Source organism: Streptomyces sp. NPDC052236, assembly GCF_044548015.1.
In the GTDB taxonomy this organism is placed as follows: domain Bacteria; phylum Actinomycetota; class Actinomycetes; order Streptomycetales; family Streptomycetaceae; genus Streptomyces.
In genome coordinates, this window is sequence record NZ_JBIUBL010000043.1 from 21,086 (window position 1) to 47,969 (window position 26,884).

Genomic DNA, 26,884 nt, shown 5'->3' on the forward strand with positions numbered 1-26,884 from the left:
CAGATGCCCTTCACCGTCACCGGCACGTTCGATGACGGAGCGGCCTACACAGTGCAGGTCACCGGGCGGGCTGACCGCCCGGTGATCGGGTCGCGCCGCGTCGCGGCCCTCATGGTGCTGCACCAGGGCCGCCCGATCACCCTGTCGCCCACAGGCCCGCTGCGAAAGGTGAGCCCGACCGATGAGGCAACCGTCCTCGCGGTCCTGCGGGAGTACACCAACGTCATCGAGGATCGGGGGGTCGCTCCCGGGTGCGGGTCTGGCGCATGACCGGGCCCGCCCCCCACCGGCGCTCGGCACCAGCCTGAACAGTCTCCAGCAACTGGAGCTGATCAGGAAAACTATCTCTCTCCATAGACTTGACTCACTCCATAAGAGGCGTACGGTCAAAAAAAGAAGGCAACCGTCCTCAGAAGGGTGGTCGGCATGATCCGCACCATCGCCCGGGATTCCCACTCGGGCCGAACGATCCCCGAGGCGGCTGTCCCCGGCTCATACGAGACCGGGCTGCTGTGGTCGCCGGCCGCGTGCGGGCTGGCGAGGACCGCCGTGCGCGACGTACTGCCCCGATGGGGTCTCGGTGAGCTCGTCCCGGTCGCCGAACTGCTGGTGAGCGAGCTGGTGTGCAATGCGCTGCGGCACGGGGCCGGCCCGCTGCGCCTCATCCTCGAGCGGGTCCCCGATGTGCGCTGTTCGATCAGCGACGGTTCTTCGCAACCTCCGCGACCCATTGACGCCGGCCCCGAAGACGAGGGAGGCCGTGGACTGGCTCTCGTGGACATGCTGGCCGCACGGTGGGGCTACGAGCCCGGTCCGCTCATGGGGAAGACCGTATGGTTCGAACTCTGCGCCGAGGCGGACACGCCGGGCCTGGACGGAAGGCAATCCCCGGGCGGGCAGAACGCCCTGCGGGCAGAGGCGAGTGTCGTGAACGACCCCGTCACGGCGAAGGGCGACTGGAAGGGCGAGGCCGTATGACATCCGCGACGACCGGCGAGGAGCCGATGGCGCTGGCCGCGGCACGACTGCGCAGGGCAGGAATGCGGGTGACCGCCCAGCGCATGGCCATGCTGACGGCGATCTCCGAGTCGGCCGGCCACCTCGGCGCCGACGCCCTGCGCGAGCGCGCGCAGCGGGTCACGGGCGGCCTGTCCCTGCAGGCCACCTACAACGTGTTGCGTGCGCTCACGGACGCCGGTCTCGTCCGGTGCACCCAGATCCCCGGCCATCCGGCCCGCTACGAGATCGAGCGCCACGACAACCACCACCATTTCGTGTGCCTCCGCTGCGCCGCCATCCGTGACGTCGAGTGCACGGTGGGTGCGGCGCCCTGCCTGGAACCACAGCTGCCGGAGGAGTACGACATCCAGGAAGCCGCCGTGACTTTCTGGGGTCTGTGCCCCGAGTGCCGCGACGCCGCCCCCCCACGATCTCCCAGCGGCACCAGTACACAGTGCCGCTCAAGACACGATGATCATTGACCTCCAGTGGCAAGGACCAACCTTCTTGGCACAGGACATGGGTGATCACCGACGACGTGCTGCGGCGTCTCACGCCGATCCCACCGCGCTCGCTTCTGCGCCCTCGTCTGCGCCCTCGCAGTTCGTCGGACGAGAGGCCTGGCGCCCGTGTTGCCCCGCCCCGCCGCCGCGTAGTACGGCTTGCGGCCGTCATGGTGCTCGGTGACCGGGCCGGCGAACCTGGCGGTAGTAGTCGCCGAGCGCCCAGGTGGGATGGCCGGAGCGCGCGAATGCGAGGCCGGCAAGACCATCACCCAGGAGTGGGGGCGCCCCGTCGAGCGGAGGTGCCCCAGAGCTGAGCGGGAGGCCGCTTGCACAATTGGGCAAGAATGATCTTGAAAAGTGTCAGTGCTTCCTGCGGCGCAGGACACAAGCCGTCCCGCCCTGCACTCTGCCCGCTGTGACTAGATACGGATTCGCCATCAAGGCCCTCCCCAAGGGCGGAAAGCCGTTCGGGGACGATGAAGAGGACGACCAGCCCGAGGAGGCCCCGGAGCCTGGGCCCGATGCCGCTTCGGGCCCACCGAAGCCCCCTGCCGATGCGGGCGGCCCACTCGATGACGCTGCTGACCCGGCTGCGGACTCGGCGGAGCTCCTGGGGGAGGAAGACCCGGCCGCGCCTCCCGGGGAGGCGGGGGCCGGTCCGCCCACTGACGACATGGAGGCGCCCCCGCAGCCTCCGGCCGACGACGCCCGACTGTGGTCCGGCGAGGTGTACGACGAGGGTGACGAGACCGACCCGGCTGCCGCCTTCGCCGCCTACACCGGAAGTCAGGGCGAGGAGGCATGGCTGGATCAGGCGCCAGACGGCACACTGACCGGGTGGGTACGAGACTCCACCGGCCAGGTGTGGCTCTACAGTGACGCGGAAACTTGGGCCATCGACGTCGACGACGCCCAGATGACCCGCACGCACAGCCGCGCCGAAACCGACGACGCGGGCACCGCTCCGGCAAGCGACCGCGGTGAACAAGAGCCCATGTTCCCGCCCCAGTGAGGAGTTGACGCAGTGCAGTTGAACCGCCAGACCTTCCGGGCCCTCGTCAACGAGGGGAAGGCCGCGCACCAGGCTGGTGACCCCTCCGACGCCTGCCCGTACAGCCGCCTCGGCAATGCGGAGCAGCAGTTCGGATACCGCTACTGGACCCGCGGCTGGACAGAGGCGCGCTCGGCCGCCGAAGCCGCACAACCGGAGCCCACGGCCACCACAGGACAGTAAGGAGCCAAGAAAGGCACGGTGCCCGGCGGCCCACTGTCCACCGCCGGAGGTTCCCCGCCGTGCCGAGCGCCCCACCCACCAGATCGTCACACCCCAGCACGCTGCGAGGCACCAGCCGGGCAATCTACGCCATCACTGGCGTCGTCGATGAAGTCAACGACCTAATCCTGTCCGGCGCCTTTACCCACACCCTCGCGACCCGCCGCACCAAGGCCGCATGGCACCACGAGTGGAAGGACGCCGTCGGTGTCGTCCTCGACGTGGAGGAATGGCGGCCCGGCGACCCCCGGTTCGCCGATGTCCCCGACTGGCCGCAAGAGGCTGGCGCGCTCGTCGGGACCGTCGCCTACAACCTGCGCACCACCAAGGGCCGAGACGCGTACGAGCAGGTCAAGCAGTGGCACGAGCACGGCGAAGCCGCGTTCTCCATTGGCTACCGCGTACCGACAGACGGGGCCACCCGCCGCGGTGACGGCGTCCGCGTCATCCACCGCCTCGACTTGTTCGAACTATCGCCCGTACTGCACGGCGCCCACCCCCTGGCCCGCGCACTGGAGGTGAAGGCCTCCGCCGGGCAGGACGGCATGGAGTACAAGGCAACCCTCTCGCCCGTCGAGATCGACGTCGCAGTCGCGGCGAGCACCGAGGACGCCGTGAGGGTCGCCGGGCTGGTCGTGAAAGCAGCCGACACCGGCCACGTGCTGATGCTCCAGCGCGCCCTTGACGACGACGATCCGGCGGCCGGCACATGGGAATTCCCCGGCGGCCACATCGAGGACGGAGAGGACCCCCTCGCCGCGGCACTGCGAGAGTGGCAGGAGGAAACCGGGTCGACGCTCCCCGGCACCACGAGCGTCATTGGGGCCTGGACCGCACCGAACGGCATCTACCGCGGATACGTCGCTGTCGTCCCATCCGAAGACGCCCTTTCGATCAACGTGCCCCACGAAGACCGCCGCGTCGCCAACCCCGACGACCCCAAAGGCGACGCCACGGAAGTAACTGCCTGGTGGCCCATCACTTCCCTCCCGGACCTGCCAGTGCTGCGCCCCGAGTGCCGGGATACTCCCTGGTCTCTCCTGGCAGGCGCTGACCTGCCCAAGGGGCCGTCCGCGGAGAAGGCCCCCGAACCATCTGCTCCCGCTGGCAAGTTCGCCGCCGGCGTGATGAGCACCTTCCGGGTGCTCAAGGGCGGTGAGGCGAAGTCGGCGCGCGCCGCGGTGGCCGCCGCCCGCGCCCATACGCCGCCCATCGAGCACAAGTCGGCCCGGGACATGGTCACCGAGGCCAAGAGTCGCATTCCCCTTCCGGAGGCCCCCATGATGTCCCCTCAGCCCCTGCCCGAGTCGTACGAGCAGTTCCGTCTGCGCCTCGCCGAAAGCGTGCGTGAACTCCTCGGCCAGGACGGCGAGACGTGGACCTGCATTGAGGGCACCTACCCGGACCGCGTCATCGTCTCCGTGCAGAGCGAGGGTCCCGGCGCGGACACGAACATGACGTACTCCGTCCCGTACCACGTCGTGGAAGGCGGCATCAGCCTCGGCGTGCCCGAGCCCGTCGAGCTGGCCACCATCGTCGTCCCCGAGGGAGCAAGCAGCCACCGGGCAGCCACCAGCGCCGAAGACGTCGATGCCCGCGTGGTCCAGCCCACGGTCGACGCGCTGACTGACGCCACCGCGCGTATCTCCGCCACCACCGCCGACCCGGAACAGCTCGAGGAGGTACGTGCCACCGTTCGCAGCCTCATAGGGGCCCTGTCCGCCAAGGGGCTTGATGTTGCCCAGCCGCCTTCGGAGGAGGACACGGAGGTGCCCGGGAGCCCGGCGGGGATGGACCTGTGGGACGAGTACACCTTCGCGGACAACGAGGACGACGAGCCGGCCCCGGACGTCGCCGCAACAGACGACATCGACCCAATGGACGACGCCACCGAGCCGGAGGAAACGGTGCGCCTGGACCAGGAAGAGGTGAAGGCGGCGCTCGCCTCAATGCGGGGCTGAGTCGCGATTCAGCCTCACCCGCGTCCGGCCTATGCACGCCCCCGAGCTCACCCGACACATCGAAAAAGACCAGGTCAATGCCCCTTGTGCTGCCCATCCTGATCGCCATGGCGGGCAGCACGCGACGTTAAGCCCTCTCTCCTCCTTCTATTCAGCCTCGCGTTGAGGCGTCCCGGTGCTGGCCGGGCGAGCGACGCACGTCAACCGCACCCAGCATCAGGAGAGAGCACCATGCCGGACAACAGTCGCCTCAAGTCGCTCCAGGAGCAGCTCCAGACCAAGAGCAACGAGGCCGAGCGGATCTCGCAGACCTTCAAGGTCGAGGACGGCGGCTTCGTCGTCAGCACCGAGCAGGCCAACGCGTTCAAGAAGGTCTCCGCCGAGGCACAGGAGATCAAGGCCCTCATCGATGCCGAGCAGGGCCTCGTTCAGGTCAAGCAGTACCTGGAAGCCCCCGAAGGCCCCCCGGCCGCGGGCCTGCACTACGGACAACCGCAGGGAGTTGGGAGAAGTCGCTCGGCGACCTGTTCGTCGAGTCCGACGCTTTCCAGAGCGCCGTCAAGGGTGGATTCCGTGACCGCCCATACCTGCGGGCGGAGATGGAAGGCAAGTCCATCTTTTCGCTGTCCGCGGGCACGGTCACCCACCAGACGCTCGGCTCCGTCCAGAACCTGGGCATCGCGGAGCGGGCGTACCGCAAGTTCCACATCCGCGACCTGTTCCCCAAGAGCACCACCAAGCAGGCGGTGCTTTACGGCGCGAGGGAGACCGGCTGGACGAACGCCGCCCGGCAGGTCAAGGAGCGGTACGCCGCCGACGGCGTCAGCCCGCCGACCGGCGCCGAGACCGACACCTGGGGACGGGCACCGCGCTCCAAGCTGTCCCTGGTCCCGGTGATGTACCCCGTCGCCGAGATCGCGCACCTGCTCGATGGCCACAAGAACATCTTGGCGGACGAGCCGCGCCTCAAGACGTTCATGAACACAAGGATGATCGAGGGCGTGAAGTACCAGGAAGACTGGGACCTCCTGCACTCTGTGGGCGACGGCCAGTCCCTGACCGGCCTTTACAACACGCCGGGCGTCCAGCAGTACACCGGACTGGCCACCGACCAGTACAGCGTGCAGATCCGGCGCAGCATCACCAAGACACTGCTCGCCGAGTATGAGCCGACGGGAATCGTGCTGTCGCCGACGATGTGGGAGCACGTCGAGGTTGAGGAGGACAAGAACGGCGCCTTCCGTGTCGCCGTCGCCATCGCGATCGGCGCCGAGAAAAAGGTGTGGCGCCTCAATGTCGTCGAGACCACGGCCATGGCGGACGACGACTTCCTCGTCGGTGGCTTCGGTCTCGGCGCTCAGCTCCACGACCGTGAGAGCGTCTCCGTCACCGTCTCCAGCGAAAACGCGGAAAATTTTGAGAAGGGTTTGATCACGTTCCGTGGGGACGAGCGCGTGGCGCTCGAGGTACCGCGACCTGAGTCCTTCGTTATCGGCACCTGGACCGAGCCTGCCGCCTGATCCGAGTGAGTGAGGGGTGCACCCCACCGGTGCGCCCCCCTTTCCGAGGCCAACCCATACGACGGAGGTCGCTCGTGATCGAGATTCAGCTCACTGGACTCGCGGCGGAATTGGAAGCGCTCGCCAGTGTTCCCGCCGCCCGCAAGGGCCCACCGTGCAGCGTCGGCGCTCTCCTTGATGGCACGGATGAGATCACGGCTCGCACGCTCCGTACTGCCCTGGACACCGCGGACATCACCGCCAAGGCCATAGCCGACGCCCTCAGTCGGCACGGCGACACGATCACCGTTTACACCGTCGCCCGGCACCGGCGGCGCGGTGAGTCCAACGGGTGCCGGTGCCCGCGATGACGCTCACCACCGACCTGCAGGCGCTCCTGCAGCCCGCCGACGCCGGCCAGACCCAGCCGACCCAGATCCAGCGCCCGCAGCCCGCCGTTCCCCGCGGCTGGGAGGCGGGCGTGCGGTATGAGCCGGGCGGCACCATGGTCGTCACCGCCCCGGCCGACGAGCAGCCCCCCAACAGCGAAGCCGACTGGCGCGAGCGCGTCGAAGCCCTTGGCCTGGCGATCCCCGAAGGGTTCCGCGTGCGCCTGGTTGAGGCCCGGCACGACCCGGCCGCCTGGCACCGCGACGCCCAGGGCGAGGACGCAGTGACCCGGGCCGTGTGGCGATGCCGGTACTTCGTCGAACCGGGCACCCCGGCATGGCTGTCCGCCGGCGACGTCGACGCCCTGGTGCGTGACGCCATGCGGCGACGCCGCAAGCCCCGTACCGCCGTGGACACCGCCGAGCGGGCCCTGGTTGTCGTCTACGCCGACGCGCAGGCCGGAAAGGTCGGCCGCGACGGCGGAACCCCTGAGCTGATCGCCCGTGTCGCGGACCGGTTCGACCGGCTTGACGACCACATACGAGACCTCAAAGCGGTCGGGCGGGCCCCGACAGTGGCCTACTGGGCGGATGCTGGGGACTGTGTCGAAGGGTTCGAGAACACGACTCAGCAGGCGTTCACCAACGACCTCACATTGACGGAGATGATCCGTGTCCACCGCAGGCTGACGTTCGAGGGCCTTGACCGGCTCGCTGGGCGGTTCGGCCGTGTCGTCGCGGCGACGTGCGGCTCCAACCACGCCCGCGTCCGGCGCGGGAAGGACGCGGTGGGACCCCCCATAGATGACTGGGGGATCGAGGTTTTTTCGCAGGTCGCGGATGCCTACTCAAGGAATCAGGATGCGTACGGGCACGTCTCGTTCGTGATGCCGGAGCGGTGGCGCGACACCGTGAGTCTGAACGTCGCCGGGACCATCGTCGGCCTGGCGCACGGCCACCAGTACCCCCGGCCGGAGAAGTCGGGCGACTGGTGGCGCGGGCAGACCTTCGGCCGTCAGCCGGTCGCGGACGCGCAAATCCTGATCACGGGGCACTACCACCACTTCCGCGCGCAGCAGCTCGGCGCGGGCCGACTGTGGGTGCAGGCCCCGACCCTCGACAACGGCTCGGACTGGTATGCGGTGCGCAGCGGCGAGGTCTCGACGTCCGGACTCCTGGTGTTCAGCGTCGGTCCGGCCGGCTGGGACGACCTCCGGATCCTCTAAAGATGGCGCTCTGCGCAAAGCCATCAAGATCATTCTTGCCCAATTGTGCAAGTGCGCCCGCGGGCAGGGCGCGACCCAAGCCGTACCGGTGTCTCATCCTTCCCCGACCATCACCCCAAGGAAGGACCACCATGGGCCTCTACAACGCGGCAGGCATCCGGATCACCAAGGCTGCGTTCCCGGCGAACGCTGTCACGGACCCGCAGAAGGTCGTCACCCAGGACATCTACAGCACCCGCCCGTACACCACCCCCTCTGGCGACAAGCAGCCCGAGGGATCGATCAAGACCCTCGCCTACAAGGCAGGTGCGGTGCTGCGCCAGTCCGAGATCGACAAGCTGTTCCCGGCCGCGACCATCACCACAGTCAGCCCCGCCACCGGACCGACCGCGGGCGGCACCGCAGTCACCATCACCGGCACCAACCTGGACGGGGTATCGGCGGTGAACTTCGGCGCGACGCCGGGCACAGCCCTGACCATCGTGTCCGCCACGCAGCTGCGCGTCACCTCCCCGGCCGGCACTGCCGGGGCGAAAGACGTCGTCCTGGTCGACGACGCGGGCAACGTCACCAAGACCGCCGGATACACCTACGCCTGACAACCACCGCCGGGGCTCCCAACCGCCACGTTGGGGGCCCCGGCGAGGACGAGACACAAGCGCGTCGCCACGTGCAGGGTGCGCCGACCGGTCCACCACCCCGAGAGGGAGCCACCATGTCCACCACCCGTACCCGCAAGCCCACCGCCGCGGCGCGCGCTGGGAGACGCCCGGCCCCGACGACGACGCGGCTGACCGCCCGACGTGAGGCTCGGTGCGCCACGATGCCGGCTGCCCCGCACGGTAAAGCCGTGTGGGGCAGCCGGCGAGTGAGGGGATGCGGTCAGGCCCAGGGGTTGACCGCCGTGAAGGAACTGTCGGCTCGGAAGGTGGCGTTGTCCTGGAGGGGGTCGATGCGCAGCTCGTAGTTGTAGTGGCGGAGGTAGCGGCCGGGGTAGTTGTAGGACTCCAGGCTGACCGAGCCGGCGGCCGAGCCCGGCCGGGCGCAGTAGGTGGCGTCCTTGTGGAAGGTGGCCGTGCCGTTGCTCGCGTCGAAGCGGATCCGGAAGTCCTTGTGGCGCAGGTAGCGGCCGGAGGAGTCGCGGAACGAGTAGCAGGTGGAGTCGGCCAGGCCGGGGACGATGGTGATGGTGGCGCTCTGCTTGATCGCGGTGGTGCTGGAGGAGGTCACCGGGTCGAGGTAGCCGAGGCTGTCGGAGCGGACGGCGGCGTAACGGCCGGTGAAGTTGACCGACTGGAGCGAGCGGTTGGTGTGCGTCGGCAGGGTGGCGCCGACGGTGACCGGGTCGATGCTGCTCAGGGTGGGGACGACCTTCTTGATCAGGCCGTCGGAGTCGAACTCCATCTTGTCGATGGTGGTTTCGCGGTGGGTGCCGTCGCCGCCGGGGATGGCAAAGCGGTGGTAGGCGATGTACCAGTCGTCGCTGTTCGGCACCTGCACCACGGAGTGGTGGCCGGGCCCCTTGATGCCCATGTCGAGGCGCTTCTCCAGGATCACGCCTCGCTTGGTCCAGGGACCGGTGGGCGAGGACCCGGTGGCGTAGGCGACGCGGTAGTTCTCGTCCCGGGTGTCGTTCTCCGACCACATGAAGTAGTACGTGCCGTTGCGCTTGACGACGAAGGTGCCCTCGTTGTAGCCGCTGGGGGTGATGTCGGTGACCTTGGAGGCGCCGAAGGAGACCATGTCGTCGTTGAGCGGGACGACGTACGCCCTGGCGTTGCCCCAGTAGAGGTACGTCTTGCCGTCGTCGGTGAAGACCGCCGGGTCGATCATCTGGCCGGTGAAGGCGCCGCGGGCGATCAGCGGCCTGCCCAGGGGGTCCGTGAACGGGCCGGTGGGAGAGTCGGAGACCGCGACGCCGATGTTCGTGTCGGCGGAGTAGTAGAAGTAGTACTTCCCGTTCTTCTCGGCCATCGTCGGGGCCCAGGCCCGGGCGTCGGCCCAGCTGACATCGGGTCCGAGATCCAGGATGACGCCGTGGTCCTGCCAGTGGACCAGGTCCTTGGAGGAGTACGCCTTGAACCGCGTGCCGCTCCAGCCCGCGAAGCCGTCGGTGGTCGGGTACATGTAGAAGGTGTCGCCGAACCGGACGATGTTCGGGTCGGCGGTGAGCCCCGGCAGAACCGGGCTCTTCACGATCAGCGCCTCGACCGTCCAGATGCGCTTCTCGGTGTCGGAGTCGGTCACCTCGTACGTCACGGGCTCGCTGAAGTCGCGCGGGGTGCCGGAGGCCGGGCTGATGGCCGCGCCCTGGGCGATGGTGAACTGCGGGGCGAGCGTGGTGAGGTCGGTGCCCTCGGTCAGCGGGAGGGTGATCTTGCTGTTGGCGTCGTCGACGATAGCGTCGATCTTCAGCTTGGGGTGGGTGGCCGCGCCGATGCCCGTGGTGTTCCCGCTGAGATCGAGAACCTCGCCGGGTGCCAGCGCGCGGTTGTAGACCCGGAAGTCGCGGATCTTGCCCTTGAAGAGCTTGTCACTGGTGTAGAGCGACTTGCCGATGTAGTTGGCCGTGGTGATGCCGGACCCGATGGAACCGGGGGTGAGGGTGACCGAGGTGTTACGGGCCTTTTCCACGCCGTCCTCATACAGGACGCCCGTGGTGCCGGTCTGGGTGTAGGTGACGTGCTTCCAGACCGAGCGCTGCAGCGCGGCGGAGGTCCGGGTGTTGTGTTCGGTGGACGAGTTCCCGGAGGCGATGGCAGTCCTGAACGAGTTGCCGGTGGTGAACAGGTACCCGTTGCCGGTGCCGCTGCTCGCGGTGTTGCCGAAGCCGTAGATGAAGTAGGGCGTGGCCTGGGCGGCGTCGATCTGCACGTCCATCGAGACGGTGATCGCGTTCATGCCGCGCATGATGTTGTCCGGTACCTTGATGAAGGTGCTGGACCCGTTGAACGTGAGCCCTTCTCCGGCACCCGACCAGCCCGCGGTGCCGTTGACGGTGCCGTTGCGTCCGTTGCCGGAGGCGTCCGCTGCCACGGTGCCCGAGGTGGCGTCGAGTTTGTACCAGAGAGCCAGGCCGTCGGTGATCTCCGCCGCCTGGGCGGGGGCCGCCGGGCCGACGACGCCCACCATGAGGGAGGCGGCGGCCACGGCGGCCAGAGCGCCCTGCCGGAATCTCCAGCGGCACTGAAGTCTCACGCTGTGCATGGTTCACATCCCCTGAAGAAGACATGCCTGAGGAGGAGGGGACGCGACGCCTCGGCCGAGGTGCAGCGTCCTGCCCGAATGACATCTGGTGTCGCGTTGCGCTCGCGGGTGGGATGCCGACGCCTTCCTCGCTTGAGGGCGGCGGCAGGTGGGGCGTCGCCCGAGGGCGCCGGCATCCCTGTCAGGTCAGCTCGTCAGACGGAAAGTGGCGTCGCTGCGTCCCGTCGCGGTAGTGATCGTTTCGAGCTTCAGCTGGAACGCGTAGTGGCGGATGTAGCGGTCGGGGTGGTTGTACGACTGGAACGACGACCAGGACGAGTCGGCGAGTCCGGCGACCTGGCGGAAGGTGGCGTCCGCGGCGAACTGGGCGGTGCCATCGTTGTAGACGAGCTGGAAGTCGGCTCCGTCGTGCCGCAGGTAGTGGCCGGGGAAGTTGACCGACTCGAAGGAGACGGTGCCGGAGCCGGCCAGGCCGGGTCGCGGCCGGAACTGCGCGTCCGCGTTGGTGACGTTCTGGTCGATGCGCACATCGAAGTTGGCGTGCCGCACGTAGCGGTCCTGGAAGTTGAAGGACTGCAGCCGCTTGGCCGGGGTGTTCGCCCAGCGCGCCTGCACCCGGGCGTCCTCGGCGGCCGTCAGGTTCAGGATCGAGCCGTGGCGCTTCTTGGTGCCGCCCAGGGAGTAGGTGCCCGACGTCGGGAGCTGGTAGGTGCCGGGGGCGGACGGGTTGGTCGTCGTGACCGGCATGTATCCCTTTCCGGCCGCGTACTGGTCGAGGTAGAGGGTCCACTCGTTGCGGTCCCTGAACTTCATCCACATCGGGCCCTCGACCTGGGAGCCGGTCAGCCCGATGCCGGAGAGGTTGCCGAGGTTGGTCCAGGTGCCGAGGATCGAGTTGCTGCCTTCGAGGGTGATCTGGCCGTCGCCGGAGGCCCGTACGTAGCGGAAGTTGCCGACGCCCGTCGGCATCTCGACGATCTGGGTGTCGATGATGTTCTGGGTGCCCGGGCGGTCGATGTAGAGCTGGGGGGTGGTCATGGTGCGGAAGTCGGTGGTGCGGGCGTAGTAGATGCGGTGCTTCAGCACGCCGTTGACGGTGGCGTTCGTCGCCCAGTACAGGACGTAGTCGTTGGTGGCGGGGTTCCAGATCGCCTCCGGCGCCCATGCGTTGCGTCCGTCGGGGATCGCGCCGGCCACGTTGAGCAGCCGCGGCTGTGACCAGGTGACCAGGTCCGTCGACTCCCACACCACGAGGTTGCGGCTGCCGTTGTTCATGGAGTCGTCCCATGACTGCCCGCAGTCGATGCACAGGTCGGTCGCGATGATCCAGTACTTGCTCCCGTCGGGAGAGCGGACCAGGGCGGGGTCGCGCACGCCGCGCGTGCCCACGGTGGAGCGCAGGGTCATTCCGCCGCCGTTGAGATCGGTCCAGTTCAGACCGTCCGCGCTGTACGAGAAGTACATCTGCTGACCGGTCGCCCCCTCCCCGATGAAGTGCGTCATCAGGTAGCCCGGGGCGTCGGCGGCGGCGGCCCGCTGAGGTGTGGTCACGACTTGGGCGGTGAAGAGCAGGCAGGCGGCAACAAGTATCGCCGCCAGCCGGGAGAGAACTGCGGGCATATGCGTTCCTGTCTTTCTGGGGTGCCGTGATCAGGTGCAAGTGAGGTCGAGGGTGAGGCCCGGCCTCCGTACCGTTGGGGCAGGACCGGCTCCGGGCGACGTGGGACGCCGCGTCATGCCGGTCGGCGGCCGACGAGCTGCGGTTTCCGCGTGAGCATGGCAGCGACCGGAGACCCCGCCGTGGCGGGCCGGGTGACGAAGGCAGCGGAGAGGGCCGACAGAGCCGGCTCGGGAGCGCGCCGGAGACGGGTGCGTAACACGGGCTGTCCCCTTTGACGGCCATGGTTCGAAAAATCGAACGTTGTTCGCAAGTTCGATCAGAAGATAGATGTCGGCCAGAAGCGCGTCAATGGAACCGGCCAGTTCGACTTCCCCGCGTTCGCACCCGTAACCGCCCATGACGGTGAGGCTTTCTCTGCTGCACCCCCTTGAACTGCGGAGACTTCCCTACGCGCTCGGGCCGTTCGCGAGAACGCCGACTGCACAACCATTGACAGGGCACTGCGAACAAGGACAAAGATCTCGCCTGCAAGCACGTAACGCCGAACCTCCGCCCGCCGGCGGCCTCGGAGAGCAGCACCGGCCGCAGGCCCAGCGGATCGGACCGCAGCTGACACGCCGCGAAGCCGGTGCGTCCAGCCCGGCGAAGGCGTGCTCGCGCCAGCGGGCGGCGACTGTGTAACGCCAGCCGCAGGCGACGGCGGACTCGGCAGCCGCCGCGAACGACTCCCGGTCCGCCTCCTTGATCAAAGAAGCCCGCCACGAGACCGCCCACCGCCTCATCCAGCCGTCGCGCAGATCAAGTCCGACCCTGCCCGCGTCGATGTTCACCGACACGAACAGGTCCTTCCAACTGCACTGATGCGACCAGACGGCCACCGCGTCAGCGGCTTCTACTACCCTCTCCAGCCCAACGCGTTTCACCGCCATGGCCTTATGGAATCGCCCCAGAAAGCCCGCGGCTTGCATTCTCTTCGCTACTGGTGACAGAGAGACTGCCGAATGAGGATTTGTGACAAGCCGCGTGCCTCACTGGTGATAACCAAGCTGCTTCGACCGGTCTCATTCACCAGCTCAACAGGCTCTGCCGGTGACAACTACTGAGCTTCGGCTCAGCCCATCGACCGCGACAAGAGCCCGCTGTTTGACGCCGACCACGACTCGGTCCGTATCGCCGACGCACTGCTGGGCAGCCCGCACATCCTCGCCGCCGACGCCGAACCCGGCGACGACACTGTGCGGTTCACCACCGTGGCCGGCATCAACTACACCCTCACCCTGCGGGACGCGGAGCCCATCAACGACCACCTCCTGCCCGAGCCGGTGCTCACCGAGGCCCTCGCCGCGGCGATCCTCAACGCCCCGCACTTCGTGGTCGCCACCCCGGACTCGCCGCGCGAGGACACCATCACCGTCCAGACCCGGGGCGGCGTCCGTCACCTCCTGGTCCTGGGAGTCGACCGCAACGACGCCGGTCCGCAGCAGTCCACCCCGGCCGCCGACGTCGCCCTCGCCGCCGACCAGCTCCTCATCAGCGACCCAAGCGACTCAGAACGCGTGACGGCCGAACTCCTCAACTACGTGGCGGCCACATGGGAAAAGCAGGACCTCCCGCTGCGCCAGCACGCCCAGGCCGTCGCCCGCGCCCTAACCCGGTAGAAGGGGATCCGTCCATGCCCGCATCCACGGCCACCCGGCGCGCGTACCGTGAGGTGACGACCCGCCGGGAGGAACAGCCGATGAGCGCGCAGCCCGACCACGCACCCGTCCCGCCGTACGCGCCCGCCCCGGGAGCTCCGGCCGAACTCCTCGCCCAGCTGCGCGCCGACCGGCGCGCCGCGCAGTGGGTGCCGGCCTTCGAGCGGGAGTGGGCGGCGGCGCTGGAGGAGTCCCGCCGGACGTTCTCCCTCGCCGGGCTGTACGAGGTCGTCCAGGACTGGCAGGGCCGCCTCGCCCACGCCCCGGCGGTCGATGCGTTCGTCGCCTCCGGCTACGACGACAGCGAGTTTATCGACATGGCGGAGCTGCGGGGAAGGCGCCGGTGACCGGACAGCCGTACGCGGTCCGCTTCTCGCCGCCGGCCGCGAAGGTCCTCGACACCCTGCCCGAGCATGTCGAAGACACCGTGTGGGACGTCCTGGACGCCGCCGCCGGCGACCCGTGGGGTTTTCACCAGTGGAACGCCGGTGACCTCGAGGGCGAGGACGTGCGCTACGCGTCCGTCGGCCAGCTGTCCCTCACCTACTGGGTGAACAGGCCGCTGCGCCGCCTGACCGTCCTGAACATCGTCTGGCTCGGATAGCCACCCGGTGACAACGCCCTGACCACGGCATTGCAGCTGCCGGGGTCAGGGCGTTTCGCATCGTAGCCACGGCCGTATCCACCGGTTGCCACCCGGGCGGCAACGCGTATCCACCCGCGTCGCCAGAAGGCCAGGCCCCGCTCCGCCGCCGCGCCGGGCCGGTGTCACGCTGTCCTCTGACAACAAACCTGGACCAAGCGCCAACTAACTTGGACCGAACCACATGGGGTACACGAAGCGCCGACTCGCTGCGGCCGGAGGCTCAGTCCATCCGCCCCTGCTGGAGAAAGCGTCGCGTCTTGGGCTCGTCAGCTGCGTGTCAACGAGTACCGGCATAGTTACCGCGTACCGATGACTTCTGCTCTAAACACCAATAACCATGGGCAATTCACCGCCGGGATTGCTTCGCAGGGAAGCGATAGACCGCGGCCACTGCGGGCCCGAGACCGGGCCCGGCCGTCGGCCGCTGAGCGAAAGGCAGAAGCGATGAGCATGATCCAGACCGGCAAGCTGCAGCTGAACTCCTCCAACGCCTCGGAAGTGACCTCCAGCACCTCGACCTTCACCCCGGTCACGTTAACGAACTGAGCTGACCGCCCACGCCGGGAGGTATGCGTGAGGCCGTCTGGTTCACCCCGGCGCCACTCACGCGTTCGTCCCCTCCAATCGGTCAGCGCCGACAGGCCAGCGCGGCCCCGCTCGCCCCGGGCAGCGACATCAGGCCTTGGTCTGCCTCATAGCGGGGCTGGCCACCTGCGTAGCTGGGTCATGCCCATGTAGGACAACATCGTTAAGTGCCCCGCGTCCCCCGCCCAAGGCGGCGAAGACCGGCCCATCGACGCCTTCTTCGTCGCCCCCTGACCGACATGCCCGCCCTGCGGACCCAGGGCGAGAAGCCCGGTGGCTTTTCTTCGCCCCGCTGTCCCTGCCCGCCGGCCACGGGGAGCTGGCCTCGGTCGTTCTGTACCACGGCATGTGATCACGACGTCGGACGGTCAGGTGCACCCCGCCCCCCTGCGATCCCCGCGAGCACCTGTGGTTCGGCCCCGGGTACGGCGACCGCCCGAGTGAGGCCGCGGCCGTCATCAACCAGCTCCTGGACGACCTGGCGGCCGACGTCGACCTAGCGGAGCACTGGAACGCCCCGCGCGGGCTGACCGCTCTGTTCAACGAGAACCACCGGCAGGGCACCGAACTCAGCCGGGCGGCCCTTCTGCACGCCCGTATGACCCCGCCCAAGTCGGAGCACTGACCTGGCCGTCCGGTCCTGAGCGCTCCGCCGGTGCGGAGCGCTCAGGACCGGACGGCTGGCTGTGGGAGCGGGCGGCCGGTTGTTCCAGGTGCTGTTGGGCGGCGGCGCGCCGCCGCCCAACAACTACTCGCCGGCCTCGAAGGCCTCGTCTGGTGTGCGGCAGATCGCGGGCGTTCCGCGTCCGGGGCGCTTTCTTTCATGCTGCCACGAGCGATTCCAACAAGGGGCTACCGGCGCACCATAAAATACCGCCACCGGGGACAATTGACCTTGCGGGCCCGCTGCGGCCGTGAGTCCGGGGCATCGGTGCATTGGGGCCAGTAATCCGTGCACATTGGGTGCCTGGGTCGGCCATGATGCTCACCATGAACGACAGCGTGGTCGATGACTGGTCACCGGCGAACCATCCGTATTCGATTGCCGTATCGGAGGCGCAGTGGTGGAAGAGCACCGCCGCGCTGGCGGTCCGGCGCATCCACGCCGGCGACGACGCAGTTGGCGGGTTCGAAACCCGGCAGATCGACGCGCGGCAGCTGTGCCTGGCCCTGCGGCAGTTGCTGATGGCAGAGAAGCTGGAGCAGATTGCGCTGGCTGAACTGGGCATCGACCCGGCGGCCGGACAGGCATTGGAGCAGGCACGAAAGCGCTTCGAGGCGGCGCTGCCCGGCATCAAGCACATGCGCGACGGCCTCATCCACTTCGAGGACTGGTCCCGCGGGAAGGGCTTCGGTCCGCAGCAGAAGCGGGTCAAGGCTGGTGACGCACCGCGCGACGTCGCGCGCGCCTTCTGGGGCTTCGGCTACGACCCGGCCACGACACCGTCTCCATGGGCCCCTACCGGATCCAGGTCAGCGCCGTCGACCAGGCCGCCGGCGAACTCACCCATGCGATTTACCTGGCCGCGCACGAGGTCGACAAGAAGAACAACGCCCAACTGCACGCCACGGTCGCCCACGCGCTCGCCGGTGCTGGGATCCCCTGCGCCCCGGATGAAGCGGTGCAGGTCTCTGCGGGCGGCGACGGCCGGGTATGGCTGTCCTTCGTCCTTGGGGCTGTTCCCGGTGAGCCCGAGCGCCATGAGCTCGCCGCGCGGGTGGTCGTGGCCCTTGCTGACGCTGCTCTCCGTCTTACCGCGTCGATGCCGCTCACATCCGATGACCTGGCAAAACGCCTGATCAACGGGGAACCGCTCCAAGTTGAACCGGGTGCCGCAGCCTGAACGACGGTTAGACCACTGCTCGGATGGAAGACGTCACCTTCCCCGGGGGCGGAATCCATTGGACTCTCGGCTGGATGGTCGAGCTGATCCAGTCGACGTGTCCGATCGGCTGGCACCTCGCGCTGGGCTGAGCCCCGAGTTGACCGTCCGATCATGGCGGGCGGTTCAACAAGCAGCGCGGTTCGGGGCGCGCCCCCCTGTCTTGAAGGCCGCCCTGGACATGCATCCAGGGCGGCCTTCCCATGTCACGTCCCACAGCGACCGTTGGGGCCGTCGAGCCGGTGCGCGTTCTGGGGCCTCACACACCTGCGCAGCAGGAGACCGACTGCGGCCCCGCCGGATACGGCGGGGCCGGACGCATCAGGTGCCCACCACCTCAGGCCCGAAGCACAAGGCGTCGATCTCCTCGATTGCCAAGCTGCTCGATATCTTCTGCACGACGGCAGGCGAGCCAGTCACCGCGGCTCGGTGGTCAGCCAAGGGGTGAGGGCCGTACGGTCGGCGTTGGGAACCCAGTGCAGGTCGCCGGGCCCGTTGAAGATGTCCCGGGGCAGCGGCACGGCCGTGCTGCTGAGGGTCTCGAAGACTTCCAGGAAGACCTCATCGCCTTCCGGGGCGTCCTGGTGCGCCTCGGCGAGCGCGGCCACCAGCCCTGTGACGTCGTCGCCGAATTCGGCCTCGTGTGCGTCGCACCATTCCGCGGCCCACTGCGCGGAGTGGTCGCGGCGGCGGGCGACCGCGACCGCGCTGATGTACGCGTGGTGATTCCTCAGCTTTCCGTTGAGGCCTGCTGCCCCGCGGAACTCACCGAGCGAGCCGTCCGACAGCATCGGGGCCTGCATCTCCAGGTCGCCGTACATTGCAGAGAAGATCATGGATGAGGTGAAGGGAATCGGGCGCCTCCCGGGGTTGGCCAGCATGACCACGAGTGGCCAGCCGCGGTCCTGCAGCGGCTTGAGCTGCTTCGCGGCGGCCTCGATCTGCTTCCTGATCGGCTTGAGCGCGTCCGTCAACGAGCGGGCCATCGGCTGGTTCAGTACTGGGTTTTCGAACATGCCGTACGTCTCGAACGCCTTCACCTCCACCACCACCGTCCGGTCGGTGGTGATCAGGAAGTCGGGCCGCTTGATGATGCCGAGGTCGGGTTCGACTTCGAAGGAGTAGCCCCGCTCGGTGAGGTAGCGGGCGACCCGGGCTTCGGCGGCGTCGGAGGGCTTCATGGCATCCATTGCCGCATTCTGCTCTCCGTCCGATGACCCCAGAGCCGCTCGCATCGGATCGGCCGGTGGTCGACAAGTTTCGTTACCTGGACGAGTCGTGTGTGACGTGTGCCACTTCGTTTGCGTCGTTTGCCTGCCGGGCGCCAAGGGGGCGCATATCTCCCCTGGTCACGGGATGTCGAGGGAACGGGTGACCCTGCCTCGCACTCACGTTCCGTTGGCCTCCGATGATCAGTGAGTGATTTTCCTGGAGGGCGTTTGAGTGTGGGGACCGGAAAATCGACAGGGTGGGGCTGAGGGGCCAACAGGTTCCTCGTGCGGACGAGTTGCCCGCACCCGGCATCACCGGCCTCGACAAGAAGGACCCGGTGATCGCAGCACTGGAGGCCCGCGTGAGCAATGGCGACGTCGACACTGACGTCTCGCCGCAGGACGGCGGACACAGCCAGCCCGTCCATGAACCGCCGGACCTGCCCCTGGACTTTGAGGCCTTCTACCTGGGCCACCAGGAGTTCTTCCACCACTTCGCGAAGCTCCACCTCGGCAGCCGGCGGGTGGCGGAACAGGTGGTCCACGAGGTGTTCCTGGAAATCCTCGGCGGCTGGAACCAGCTGCTGCAGGAAGGCGACCTCGAACAGCAGACCCTCGTGGTCCTGCACCGGCACGTCACCGACCGCCTGCGCCGCGACGGCAGGCCCCTCGCGTTCGTCATCAACGCGCCGATAGCCCACAACCTCAAAGCCGTCAGGAACCAGCTGGAGGGCGCTGTCACGTTGGCTGGCAGGGGTGGGATGATCTTCGGGTTGATCATGCTGGAGGGGATGGTTCGTGGGGAGTACGTCGCCGTCGTACAAGGGGCACCGGTACCCGGTCGAGGTCATCTCCCACTGTGTGTGGCTGTACCACCGCTTCCCGCTCAGCTTCCGCGAGGTGGAGGAGCTGATGCTGGAGCGCGGTGTGACCGTCTCGTATGAGACGGTCCGCCGCTGGTGTGCCAAGTTCGGGCAGGCCTATGCCAACGCGCTGCGCCGTCGGCGGCCCAAGCCCGGGGACAAGTGGCACCTGGACGAGGTCTTCATCAAGATCAACGGGCAGATGCGCTACCTGTGGCGGGCTGTCGACCAGGACGGGAACGTGCTCGGCATCCTCGTGCGGAACCGCCGCGACACGGCGCGGCCAGACGCTTCTTCCGCACGCTGCTGAAGAAGACCGGTGCGGCGCCCCGGGTGATCGTCACCGACAAGCTCCGCTCCTACGGTGCGGCCCACCGCGAGGTCATGCCCTCTGTCGAGCACCGGCGGTCGAAGTACCTGAACAACCGGGCCGAGAATTCCCATCAGCCGACCCGGCAGCGGGAACGCGCGATGAAGGGCTTCCGCTCACCCGGCGCGGCGCAGCGCTTCCTGTCGGCGTTCAGCGCGATCTCCCCGCACTTCCGGCCCCGACGGCACCGCCTCACCGCCACCCAGTACCGCGATCAGATGACCGACCGCTTCACCACCTGGAACGAGATCACCAGCCTGCCCACCACGGCCTGACCCCACCACCGCCACCGCCCCCACCCGGCCTCGACTTGCCCGGGACCGGCTTCACACCCATCAAGTTGACAACGCCCTTTGGCGACTTCCGCGCCGACCCTGCGCTGACACCGCTCCGTTGGCCAGACGACGTCTTCGAGCAGTTCCTCTACGACCACGGTGCCAACACCAATTTCGCGCGGGATTACGGAGACATCGCTCTAGAGGGGATCACGTGGCGCCTTGACACGATCCCGACCGCGGACTTCAACGACATGCCGACCGGCGCGTCCGAGGCCGACTGTATCGAGTACTTCGCCGAGAACCCGGTGCACTGGGTGAAAGTCCGCCCCGCAGAGGTCGGACACCACTGGGAAGAGCGCGGGACGTGGATGCGTCCACCGGTCTTGATCGACAGACGGCTCCTAGCCCCGTCAAACAGCGGCCTTCAGGTCCTGGAGGGCAGAACACGTGTTGGCGTCCTGCGTGGACGCCTGCGCGTCGCGTCTCACCACCAAGCCTGGGTCGGACGTCCACGGAACGCCCCAGCCTAGAAGGCGGCATCGGTGAGCCGGACCCGTTACGCAGCCCTGGCCCGGCGGGCTAATCAGCCGTTACCACGCGGTCGCAATAATTCGGGGCGGTCGGCAGATGGGCATTGAGAGAATCGGCCGTCAACACCCGCACCGGCCGTGCCTACCGCGTACACCGCTGTAGCGGGGCCACCGAGCGGGAGGTAGGGGGAGCGGCATGGAGTGGAAGCTGGTCAGCCGAGTAGCCAATCCGTGGGGCCAGGTCCCGGTGTCGGGCGACGGCCAGGCAGTGAACCCGCGCGTGCAGGAGTACATGGCGAACGTGGCGGCGGCAGCGGCACGACGCGACTGTGTCTCGCGCAGGCACCACTACGTTCCCCAGGCCTACATGAAGGCCTGGAGCCCCGATGGCAAGCGAGTACGGGTCCTGGACACGATCAACGGCTTTGACCGCCTCCGGGGCCTCCGAGACACCTGCGTCCGGGAAAACTTCTACCGCGTTACAGACCCTCTTGGCGCGCACAATCAGGCTGAAGCGATGCTCTCCGTCATCGATGACGAGGCCGCAAGGCTTTTGCGCCTGCTGCGTGGATGGGAGCCAGACGACGATATGGACTTCGATGACTTCATGTCGCTCGCCGTGGTTCTCGCCTTCCAGCGCAACCGCACACCGCAGCGCAAGCGCCTGTTGGAGGCGCAGGACACTTGGATGAGAAAGCGCGCACTGCAGGAAACCCCGACCCTGACGACGACGGGATTCGTAGGGAGTCTCTTCCACAGCGCGTACGGGGTAGCCGACGAGCACTCCACCCGACAACTTGAGCTGTGGGACGACCCTCAAGCGCGGTTGATCACCAGCGACCAGCCAGTCATCCTGTCGACCCCTCTCTGTCAGCCTTGGGTGAGACGTCCCGTTCCGCGGGGTTAGCCTGAGAGGGCACGACAGGAGAAGTCCCGTATGCCAAGCACTGAGCCCGTCGGGTCCGACCCGGCACCGAGGCCGAAGCGCCGCACCTTCACCTCGGAGTACAAACTGCGGATCGTCGCCGAGTACGACGCCGCGCCCAGAAACGAGAAGGGTGCCGTCCTGCGCCGGGAACGGCTCTACCACTCGCATGTCAAGGAGTGGCGGGCCGCCCGGGATGCCGGGGCCCTGGAGAACCTGGTCGACCGCCGGACCAGCCCGGCCCGTGCGAAGAAGTCCGCCGCGGAGGTGGAGAACGAAAAGCTGCGACAGCAGGTCGAGCGGCTGCAGAAGGACCTGGCCCGCAACAAGGCCGCACTCGAGGTGATGGGAAAAGCTTCCGCGCTCTTGGAAATGATCTCCGAGAGCGCGGACTGAAGCACGCCGTCGATCCGGTGGTGGACACCGCGTTCCCCGGCGTCGAAGACCAGCTCGGCATCACGGCCGCGTGCCAACTGACCGGCCGGTCCAAGGCCACCCACTACCGCAGGCTCAAGCCCCCGGCGGCCCGCACACCCCGCTCCCACACCCAGGCGCAACCGTCGGCTCTGACCGATGGAGAACGTGCAGCGGTACTGGAGTTGATGAACAGCGCCGAGTACGCGGAGCTGCCACCCGCCCAGATCTGGGCCCGTGAACTGGACGCCGGCCGCTATCACTGCTCCATCTCCACGATGTACCGGATCCTGCGCGAGAAGGGCCAGAGCGGCGAGCGGCGCCGTCAGGCCACCCACCCGGCCAAAGCCGTGCCCGAACTCCTCGCCACCGCCCCCTCGCAGGTCTTCACCTGGGACATCACCAAGCTGGCCGGACCGGCCAAGACCATCTGGTACCACGCCTACGTCGTCATCGACATCTTCAGCCGCTACATCGTCGGCCACACCGTGGAGCGCGCCGAATCAGCCGACCGGGCCGAGGAGCTGATCCGCGAGACCATCGAACGCAACGGCATCGTGCCCCAGACCGTCCACGCCGACCGGGGCACCTCGATGACGTCCAAGAAGGTCTCCCAGCTGCTGATCGATCTCGGTGTCACCCGCAGTCACTCCCGGCCGAAAGTCTCCAACGACAACCCCTACAGCGAGGCCCAGTTCAAGACCACCAAGTACATGTCCGACTACCCCGAGCGGTTCGACTCCCTGGCCCATGCCCGCGAATGGTTCGACGCGTTCACCGCGTACTACAACCACGAGCACAGGCATTCGGGCATTGGATGGCACACACCGGCCAGCGTCCACTTCGGCACCGCCGAAGAGGTCCGCGACCAGCGGGCCGTCACCCTCACCGAGGCATACGCCCGGCACCCCGAACGCTTCGGCCGCCGCCCCAGACCACCCGCGATACCTCGACAGGTGTGGATCAACGACCCGACCAAGCGCAGAGAACCCGCACCACAGATCTCATAGCATCACGACCGTCTCACTGGACTTGAAATCTTCCGGACCGACGCCTCCGGCCGCTCTCCTTCGACGCTGACGAGCCAATACCTGTGGTGGCCCCTCAGTCCTTCCCGCCTGCTCGTGCTTAGCCAGAACCTGCAGCCGCGAAAGATCGTCCATCGCATTTTGGCCCGTAGGGAGGTCGACCGACTGCGCGCGGCAGTCATCAGGAATGCTGAAGCAGCGGTCATCGCCCTTCCACAGGACACGGACCTTCCTGCCGGCCGAAGCCTGCGACGCAGACCGCAGCTGTCCGTAGACTGCACGCCCATCGATCTGAAGGTACCCCGGTGTGGCATCGAGCTTGGCACCGGTTACGGGGCAGAGACCCTCGACCGGACATGCCGACCTTTGTGCGCCATGGTGGCCATGAGGTAGTCCTGACGCACCGATTACGCCCACTCGACGCCCAGCTTCCGCAGTGCGTCCAGCTGCTCCGCAGTAAGCCTGTCGCGCCTGGACTTAATATTGCTGTACCAGATGCCGAGCTTGGTCTCCGTCCCGTCGGGCAAGGTCTCTACCGCCTTAGCTTGATCCTTAACGTCTGGCTTGGTCTCGTTCGTAGAGGGTGCTCGGGCGTTTGACGGTTTTGCCCACGTCGTGACGGGTGGTGGGGTGCCGGTTCTTCGAGCCGGGCGGGCGTCCGGGGCCGGGGCGGCTGGGTTTGGGCACGCGGGCCGGGCAGGGCAAGTGGGGTCGGAGGTGTCGGAACCCGCGCCGGACACGGGTCGGGGTGAGTGCGACGCCGGGGCGAGTGGTCTTCTCCCAGGGCTTGCGCCGGTCGGTGGTGAGCGGGGCGGCGAGACGGAGCTGGGTGTGCGCGGTGATCACGAGCCAGGTCCAGCGGTCCGCCGCCTCGGGATTCCGTAGTCGTGGGCGAGTCCAGCCAAGGCTCTGTTTGAACAGCCGAAATGTGTGCTCCAGGTCGAATCTTCGCAGGTAGCACGACCAGACGAAGTCGACGTCGGCCGACTCGGCTCCGGTGGCCGAGGACCACAGCCATACCGGTGGTGCGTCGCGGTCGCCGGGCAGGTGATCGACCTTGAGGCGGATCAACGTGCCCTCGATGATGGGGAGTTCGCCGTCGTGGTCGATCCAGGCGGAGCGCTGCTGGAGTTCCGGGTGGAGCCGGTCCCAGGCGCGGGCTTCGGCCTTGCCGTAGCGGGGTGTGTCGTTCACCGTCACCACTGACGGCTCCGGCCAGGTCTGCGGCCTTGCGAGACTGAACTCCTTGCCGTGCTTGGGCGGTCGGCCGCCCTTGGGCTGGTAGACGCCGGGGGGGGAGAGAGAGAGAGTCGCAGGTTACGGTCCGAGCGCAGGCGGCCGACCAGCTCGACGGGAAGGTCCCGCAGCAGCCAGGCCAGGCGCATCACGTCGTAGCCGGCATCCATCACGATCAGCATGTCCCGGTCTCCGGGCTGCCACCGCCCCGCCGCGATCAGCCGCTCGGCGACGTCGCGGAGTTGGGCGGCGGTGACGGCCGCCGCGTCGTCGGCAGGCCCCAGACGGACCGCGTCCAGTACCGCGGTCCAGGATGTGCGGTCCGGCGTCAGGGCGGCGACGAAGGAGTACGGCCAGCCCGGGATGATCTGCGCGGCCGCCTTGGAGCGGCCGTGGACGTGGCAGAACAGCCGCTCCGGCGAGCATGCGGCGTCCGAGCGCAGCCACGGGGAGACGTCCACGGAGAGCACGATCCGCCCGCCGAAACGCGGCAGCGGCAGAGACACCAGAAGGTCACGCAGCCGGTCCACGTCCAAGCGGCCGTGGTTCAGCGCGCCGTACAGCGAGCCGTAACCCCGACGGTGCTCGGCCAGCAGAGACAGTTCCACCGGCGTCTTCACCGGCCCGTCCGCACACAGCAGCGCGTCGGTGAGCTCGAAGAACGCGTCCGCCCGCGCCGACAGACACCCGTAGAAGTCCGTCCGGAAGTATGACAGTTCCGCGAACTCATCCCGCTTGCAGTCCTGTTCCAGCACACTCATCACCGCGGCCTTCTTCGTGAACACCCTGATTTCGTCGCAGAGTTCAGGATCACGAGAAGGCCGCACCTACGTCCGGCGATCACCCGAACGAGCGACCTGACGGACGCTGATGATCAAGCCGGAGGTTAAGGAACAAGCTTAGCTGCTGGGCCTAGCTGGCTGGTCGACACGAGGCAGGGCACCGTCGGCTGACCTGAGCCTCGATGCCGCGCGCAGAACCAGCCCCGGGTCGGGACCGGTCCCGGCAGGCTTGCGTTACAACGAGGGATGTCGCCTGAGGCGGGAAACAACCGCAGCTACCGGCGGCGCGCGTGCCGGGGAATCTATTCGTGGCTTGTTGCCCCGGCGCACCGGTCCGTCCCATCGGAAAGGAAACGATCGTGGCACGAATTTCGCGAATCCTCTTATCCGTCATAGCCTTGCTCGGCGTGGCCGTCCTCAGCACGCCAGGCACCGCCTCGGCGGCCCCGGCGGCCGTGACGGCCAAGAACATCAAGACCCAGTACCTCACGGATAAGCCCACCGGCGACATGCCGAATTCCTGCGTCGAGCGCCGCATTTACTTGGCATCCGGCAACTACGACTGGGGCCACGTCCGGGGGTCTACGGACACCGTCGTGCGCCCGAACCTCTACCTCGGCGCGGGCTGGTACACCTGGGGGGACTGCCTGGACCCGGCCTGGGGGGGCTATTACATCCACTCGACGTGGCTGGACCCTGACAACCCCGACTGGAAGTCGATCAACATCACCAGCGACTTGGAAATCCCAGCCTCCGGCGCCTGGACGTGGGGCTCGTTCCTCGACCCGAGGTTCTGACCCGCCACCGAGCGCGGCGCCGCAGCGGTGGCCCTGCAGTCCCGGCGTCACCGCCTGCCTCGGTACCGCGACACGGCACGTGATCGCCAGCGCCGCGACGCACAGGGCACGGGCGGCTCGTGACGTCGCGCCCCGCACACACTGGGGCGTGAGGCAGATGCGTCTCAGGGAGCCTGCTGGCGGGTGGCCACTCGCCGCTCGGTGTCCGCCGTTGTAGCCGTGGGGCTTGAGGCGGAAGGCCTCTTCGTCCATGGGTGCAGGCAAGATGCTCGGCTGGGAAACCCAGCCGAGCATCTTGCTACGTGGTCGGCTCCGGAAGTCCTTAGGGGGGCGGCGGTGGCGTCGAAGGTGCCGGTGTAGTCGCCGGGCTCCCTCGGGACCGTCCCTCCGGCTGTGGCGACCACGTCCGTCGTCGCCCGCACGTACTGGTGGCCCCATCCGGGGCTCAGTGCGTTGTGGCAAAGGGAGTCCCTGTTCGATGAGCAGGGGCTTCTTCGTGTGCGGGGCGTGATCGCCCTGGGGTAGGGGCAGGCAGCGGACGGCTTGTTGTGGGTCGAGGAGGGTGCGATGCCGTCGGTGCCGGGGTTGATGGAAATCGACCGGCAGGGCCATCCACTTCACACCGTTGTCGACGAGGTAGCGCACCGCGTCGAGCATCTCGCGGTGGCAAAACTCCTCCGGACGCCCGCCCAGCTTGAGAAGCCAGGCCGGCACCGGCATCGCGGAGCGGACCTCGGCCCACTCCGCATCCGTCATGTCACTGGGATAGCAGCCTGCCCGCCGTCCCGGAGCGATCGAACCGAACCGGTGCACGTAGCAGTCACACCCAGGGGTGACCGCGGTGGACGCAGGCACAGTGGTATTGCTCAACTGATCAGGCAACGGGCTTCCTTGGTCGTGCTGGTGTCGTAACCGCGTCACTACCAAGGGGCCCGTTCTCTCATGCCCGCGGCCGCAC

23 protein-coding genes and 3 pseudogenes are annotated in these 26,884 nt (G+C 67.9%); 20 read left to right on the forward strand and 6 right to left on the reverse strand.

Annotated features, from left to right (window positions below):
• The first annotated feature begins 3 nt into the window (after positions 1 to 3).
• From ACIHCQ_RS41300 to ACIHCQ_RS41325, 6 genes are all read left to right on the forward strand, one after another.
• Positions 4 to 270 (forward strand): hypothetical protein, encoded by a 267-nt coding sequence (locus tag ACIHCQ_RS41300; RefSeq protein WP_399674145.1) that lies wholly within the window; start codon positions 4 to 6, stop codon positions 268 to 270.
• 156 nt (positions 271 to 426) lie between these two features.
• Positions 427 to 978 carry an ATP-binding protein gene (locus tag ACIHCQ_RS41305; protein ID WP_399674146.1) on the forward strand — a complete coding sequence of 184 codons (552 nt, stop codon included), beginning with the start codon at positions 427 to 429 and terminating at the stop codon, positions 976 to 978.
• On the forward strand, positions 975 to 1,481 hold the full coding sequence (locus tag ACIHCQ_RS41310) for a Fur family transcriptional regulator (protein ID WP_399674147.1): 507 nt from the start codon (positions 975 to 977) through the stop codon (positions 1,479 to 1,481). Before ACIHCQ_RS41305 ends, ACIHCQ_RS41310 begins: the two co-directional genes overlap by 4 nt.
• A 439-nt stretch (positions 1,482 to 1,920) precedes the next feature.
• The gene (locus tag ACIHCQ_RS41315) at positions 1,921 to 2,517 is read left to right on the forward strand and encodes a hypothetical protein (protein ID WP_399674148.1); all 597 of its coding nucleotides are present in this window, start codon (positions 1,921 to 1,923) and stop codon (positions 2,515 to 2,517) included.
• A 12-nt stretch (positions 2,518 to 2,529) separates the two neighbouring features.
• Positions 2,530 to 2,739, forward strand: a complete 210-nt coding sequence (locus ACIHCQ_RS41320; protein WP_399674149.1) for a hypothetical protein — start codon at positions 2,530 to 2,532, stop codon at positions 2,737 to 2,739.
• A 59-nt stretch (positions 2,740 to 2,798) separates the two neighbouring features.
• Positions 2,799 to 4,739, forward strand: a complete 1,941-nt coding sequence (locus tag ACIHCQ_RS41325; RefSeq protein ID WP_399674150.1) for an NUDIX domain-containing protein — start codon at positions 2,799 to 2,801, stop codon at positions 4,737 to 4,739.
• A 216-nt stretch (positions 4,740 to 4,955) separates the two neighbouring features.
• Here ACIHCQ_RS41325 and ACIHCQ_RS41330 read toward each other — a convergent pair whose 3' ends face one another.
• Positions 4,956 to 5,231, reverse strand: coding sequence for a hypothetical protein (locus ACIHCQ_RS41330; protein ID WP_399674151.1), 276 nt, complete (start codon positions 5,229 to 5,231; stop codon positions 4,956 to 4,958).
• A gap of 107 nt (positions 5,232 to 5,338) precedes the next feature.
• Here ACIHCQ_RS41330 and ACIHCQ_RS41335 point away from each other — a divergent pair, with 107 nt between their 5' ends.
• The 4 genes from ACIHCQ_RS41335 (at position 5,339) to ACIHCQ_RS41350 (ending at position 8,452) form a co-directional block, all read left to right on the forward strand.
• Entirely contained in the window at positions 5,339 to 6,259 is a 921-nt protein-coding gene (locus tag ACIHCQ_RS41335; protein WP_399674152.1) for a phage major capsid protein, read from the forward strand.
• A 74-nt stretch (positions 6,260 to 6,333) separates the two neighbouring features.
• Positions 6,334 to 6,609: a hypothetical protein gene (locus ACIHCQ_RS41340; protein ID WP_399674153.1), complete on the forward strand. Its 276-nt coding sequence runs from the start codon at positions 6,334 to 6,336 to the stop codon at positions 6,607 to 6,609.
• Positions 6,606 to 7,853, forward strand: a complete 1,248-nt coding sequence (locus ACIHCQ_RS41345) for a hypothetical protein (protein WP_399674154.1) — start codon at positions 6,606 to 6,608, stop codon at positions 7,851 to 7,853. The genes ACIHCQ_RS41340 and ACIHCQ_RS41345 overlap by 4 nt, the downstream gene beginning before the upstream one ends.
• A 131-nt stretch (positions 7,854 to 7,984) precedes the next feature.
• Entirely contained in the window at positions 7,985 to 8,452 is a 468-nt protein-coding gene (locus ACIHCQ_RS41350) for an IPT/TIG domain-containing protein (protein ID WP_399674155.1), read from the forward strand.
• Between the two features lie 283 nt (positions 8,453 to 8,735).
• Here ACIHCQ_RS41350 and ACIHCQ_RS41355 read toward each other — a convergent pair whose 3' ends face one another.
• Together ACIHCQ_RS41355 and ACIHCQ_RS41360 are read right to left on the reverse strand one after the other, a co-directional pair.
• The gene (locus ACIHCQ_RS41355) at positions 8,736 to 11,051 is read right to left on the reverse strand and encodes a family 43 glycosylhydrolase (RefSeq protein WP_399674156.1); all 2,316 of its coding nucleotides are present in this window, start codon (positions 11,049 to 11,051) and stop codon (positions 8,736 to 8,738) included.
• A 195-nt stretch (positions 11,052 to 11,246) separates the two neighbouring features.
• The gene (locus ACIHCQ_RS41360; RefSeq protein WP_399674157.1) at positions 11,247 to 12,680 is read right to left on the reverse strand and encodes a glycoside hydrolase family 43 protein; all 1,434 of its coding nucleotides are present in this window, start codon (positions 12,678 to 12,680) and stop codon (positions 11,247 to 11,249) included.
• 1,236 nt (positions 12,681 to 13,916) lie between these two features.
• On the opposite strand from ACIHCQ_RS41360, the gene ACIHCQ_RS41365 reads away from it, so the two are divergent.
• From ACIHCQ_RS41365 to ACIHCQ_RS41380, 4 genes are all read left to right on the forward strand, one after another.
• On the forward strand, positions 13,917 to 14,339 hold the full coding sequence (locus ACIHCQ_RS41365; protein WP_399674158.1) for a hypothetical protein: 423 nt from the start codon (positions 13,917 to 13,919) through the stop codon (positions 14,337 to 14,339).
• Between the two features lie 80 nt (positions 14,340 to 14,419).
• Positions 14,420 to 14,725: a DUF6247 family protein gene (locus tag ACIHCQ_RS41370; protein ID WP_399674167.1), complete on the forward strand. Its 306-nt coding sequence runs from the start codon at positions 14,420 to 14,422 to the stop codon at positions 14,723 to 14,725.
• Positions 14,722 to 14,982: a hypothetical protein gene (locus ACIHCQ_RS41375; protein ID WP_399674159.1), complete on the forward strand. Its 261-nt coding sequence runs from the start codon at positions 14,722 to 14,724 to the stop codon at positions 14,980 to 14,982. Before ACIHCQ_RS41370 ends, ACIHCQ_RS41375 begins: the two co-directional genes overlap by 4 nt.
• A gap of 1,617 nt (positions 14,983 to 16,599) precedes the next feature.
• Positions 16,600 to 17,409: a hypothetical protein gene (locus tag ACIHCQ_RS41380; protein ID WP_399674160.1), complete on the forward strand. Its 810-nt coding sequence runs from the start codon at positions 16,600 to 16,602 to the stop codon at positions 17,407 to 17,409.
• A 499-nt stretch (positions 17,410 to 17,908) separates the two neighbouring features.
• On the opposite strand, the gene ACIHCQ_RS41385 is transcribed toward ACIHCQ_RS41380, so the two are convergent.
• The gene (locus ACIHCQ_RS41385; protein ID WP_399674161.1) at positions 17,909 to 18,682 is read right to left on the reverse strand and encodes a nuclease-related domain-containing protein; all 774 of its coding nucleotides are present in this window, start codon (positions 18,680 to 18,682) and stop codon (positions 17,909 to 17,911) included.
• Between the two features lie 278 nt (positions 18,683 to 18,960).
• On the opposite strand from ACIHCQ_RS41385, the gene ACIHCQ_RS41390 reads away from it, so the two are divergent.
• The 5 genes and pseudogenes from ACIHCQ_RS41390 to ACIHCQ_RS41410 all read left to right on the forward strand — a co-directional run bounded on the left by ACIHCQ_RS41390 (position 18,961) and on the right by ACIHCQ_RS41410 (position 23,093).
• Positions 18,961 to 19,647: a hypothetical protein gene (locus tag ACIHCQ_RS41390; RefSeq protein WP_399674162.1), complete on the forward strand. Its 687-nt coding sequence runs from the start codon at positions 18,961 to 18,963 to the stop codon at positions 19,645 to 19,647.
• A pseudogene (locus ACIHCQ_RS41395) lies at positions 19,553 to 20,211 on the forward strand (IS6 family transposase). The gene ACIHCQ_RS41390 and the pseudogene ACIHCQ_RS41395 overlap by 95 nt, the downstream one beginning before the upstream one ends.
• Before the next feature lie 729 nt (positions 20,212 to 20,940).
• On the forward strand, positions 20,941 to 21,651 hold the full coding sequence (locus ACIHCQ_RS41400) for a DUF4238 domain-containing protein (RefSeq protein ID WP_399674163.1): 711 nt from the start codon (positions 20,941 to 20,943) through the stop codon (positions 21,649 to 21,651).
• A 30-nt stretch (positions 21,652 to 21,681) separates the two neighbouring features.
• The gene (locus ACIHCQ_RS41405; protein ID WP_266425331.1) at positions 21,682 to 22,065 is read left to right on the forward strand and encodes a hypothetical protein; all 384 of its coding nucleotides are present in this window, start codon (positions 21,682 to 21,684) and stop codon (positions 22,063 to 22,065) included.
• Positions 22,066 to 22,082: 17 nt separating this feature from the next.
• Positions 22,083 to 23,093 carry an IS3 family transposase gene (locus ACIHCQ_RS41410; RefSeq protein ID WP_399674164.1) on the forward strand — a complete coding sequence of 337 codons (1,011 nt, stop codon included), beginning with the start codon at positions 22,083 to 22,085 and terminating at the stop codon, positions 23,091 to 23,093.
• Positions 23,094 to 23,663: 570 nt separating this feature from the next.
• Here ACIHCQ_RS41410 and ACIHCQ_RS41415 read toward each other — a convergent pair.
• Positions 23,664 to 25,108: pseudogene (locus ACIHCQ_RS41415) on the reverse strand (NF041680 family putative transposase).
• A 428-nt stretch (positions 25,109 to 25,536) separates the two neighbouring features.
• Here ACIHCQ_RS41415 and ACIHCQ_RS41420 point away from each other — a divergent pair.
• Positions 25,537 to 25,926 carry a hypothetical protein gene (locus tag ACIHCQ_RS41420; RefSeq protein ID WP_399674169.1) on the forward strand — a complete coding sequence of 130 codons (390 nt, stop codon included), beginning with the start codon at positions 25,537 to 25,539 and terminating at the stop codon, positions 25,924 to 25,926.
• Positions 25,927 to 26,517: 591 nt separating this feature from the next.
• On the opposite strand, the pseudogene ACIHCQ_RS41425 reads toward ACIHCQ_RS41420, so the two are convergent.
• A pseudogene (locus ACIHCQ_RS41425) lies at positions 26,518 to 26,721 on the reverse strand (transposase); the annotation flags it as partial.
• Between the last annotated feature and the right edge of the window lie 163 nt (positions 26,722 to 26,884).

Excerpts from the sequence above, each read along its gene's own strand:
- ACIHCQ_RS41300 (WP_399674145.1), top strand. The coding sequence starts at position 4 with ATGCCCTTCACCGTCACCGGCACGTTCGATGACGGAGCGGCCTACACA.
- ACIHCQ_RS41305 (WP_399674146.1), top strand. The coding sequence starts at position 427 with ATGATCCGCACCATCGCCCGGGATTCCCACTCGGGCCGAACGATCCCC.
- ACIHCQ_RS41310 (WP_399674147.1), top strand. The coding sequence starts at position 975 with ATGACATCCGCGACGACCGGCGAGGAGCCGATGGCGCTGGCCGCGGCA.
- ACIHCQ_RS41335 (WP_399674152.1), top strand. The coding sequence starts at position 5,339 with ATGGAAGGCAAGTCCATCTTTTCGCTGTCCGCGGGCACGGTCACCCAC.
- ACIHCQ_RS41345 (WP_399674154.1), top strand. The coding sequence starts at position 6,606 with ATGACGCTCACCACCGACCTGCAGGCGCTCCTGCAGCCCGCCGACGCC.
- ACIHCQ_RS41350 (WP_399674155.1), top strand. The coding sequence starts at position 7,985 with ATGGGCCTCTACAACGCGGCAGGCATCCGGATCACCAAGGCTGCGTTC.
- ACIHCQ_RS41360 (WP_399674157.1), bottom strand. The coding sequence starts at position 12,680 with ATGCCCGCAGTTCTCTCCCGGCTGGCGGCGATACTTGTTGCCGCCTGC.
- ACIHCQ_RS41370 (WP_399674167.1), top strand. The coding sequence starts at position 14,420 with ATGAGCGCGCAGCCCGACCACGCACCCGTCCCGCCGTACGCGCCCGCC.
- ACIHCQ_RS41380 (WP_399674160.1), top strand. The coding sequence starts at position 16,600 with ATGAACGACAGCGTGGTCGATGACTGGTCACCGGCGAACCATCCGTAT.
- ACIHCQ_RS41385 (WP_399674161.1), bottom strand. The coding sequence starts at position 18,682 with ATGGATGCCATGAAGCCCTCCGACGCCGCCGAAGCCCGGGTCGCCCGC.
- ACIHCQ_RS41400 (WP_399674163.1), top strand. The coding sequence starts at position 20,941 with ATGGAGTGGAAGCTGGTCAGCCGAGTAGCCAATCCGTGGGGCCAGGTC.
- ACIHCQ_RS41405 (WP_266425331.1), top strand. The coding sequence starts at position 21,682 with ATGCCAAGCACTGAGCCCGTCGGGTCCGACCCGGCACCGAGGCCGAAG.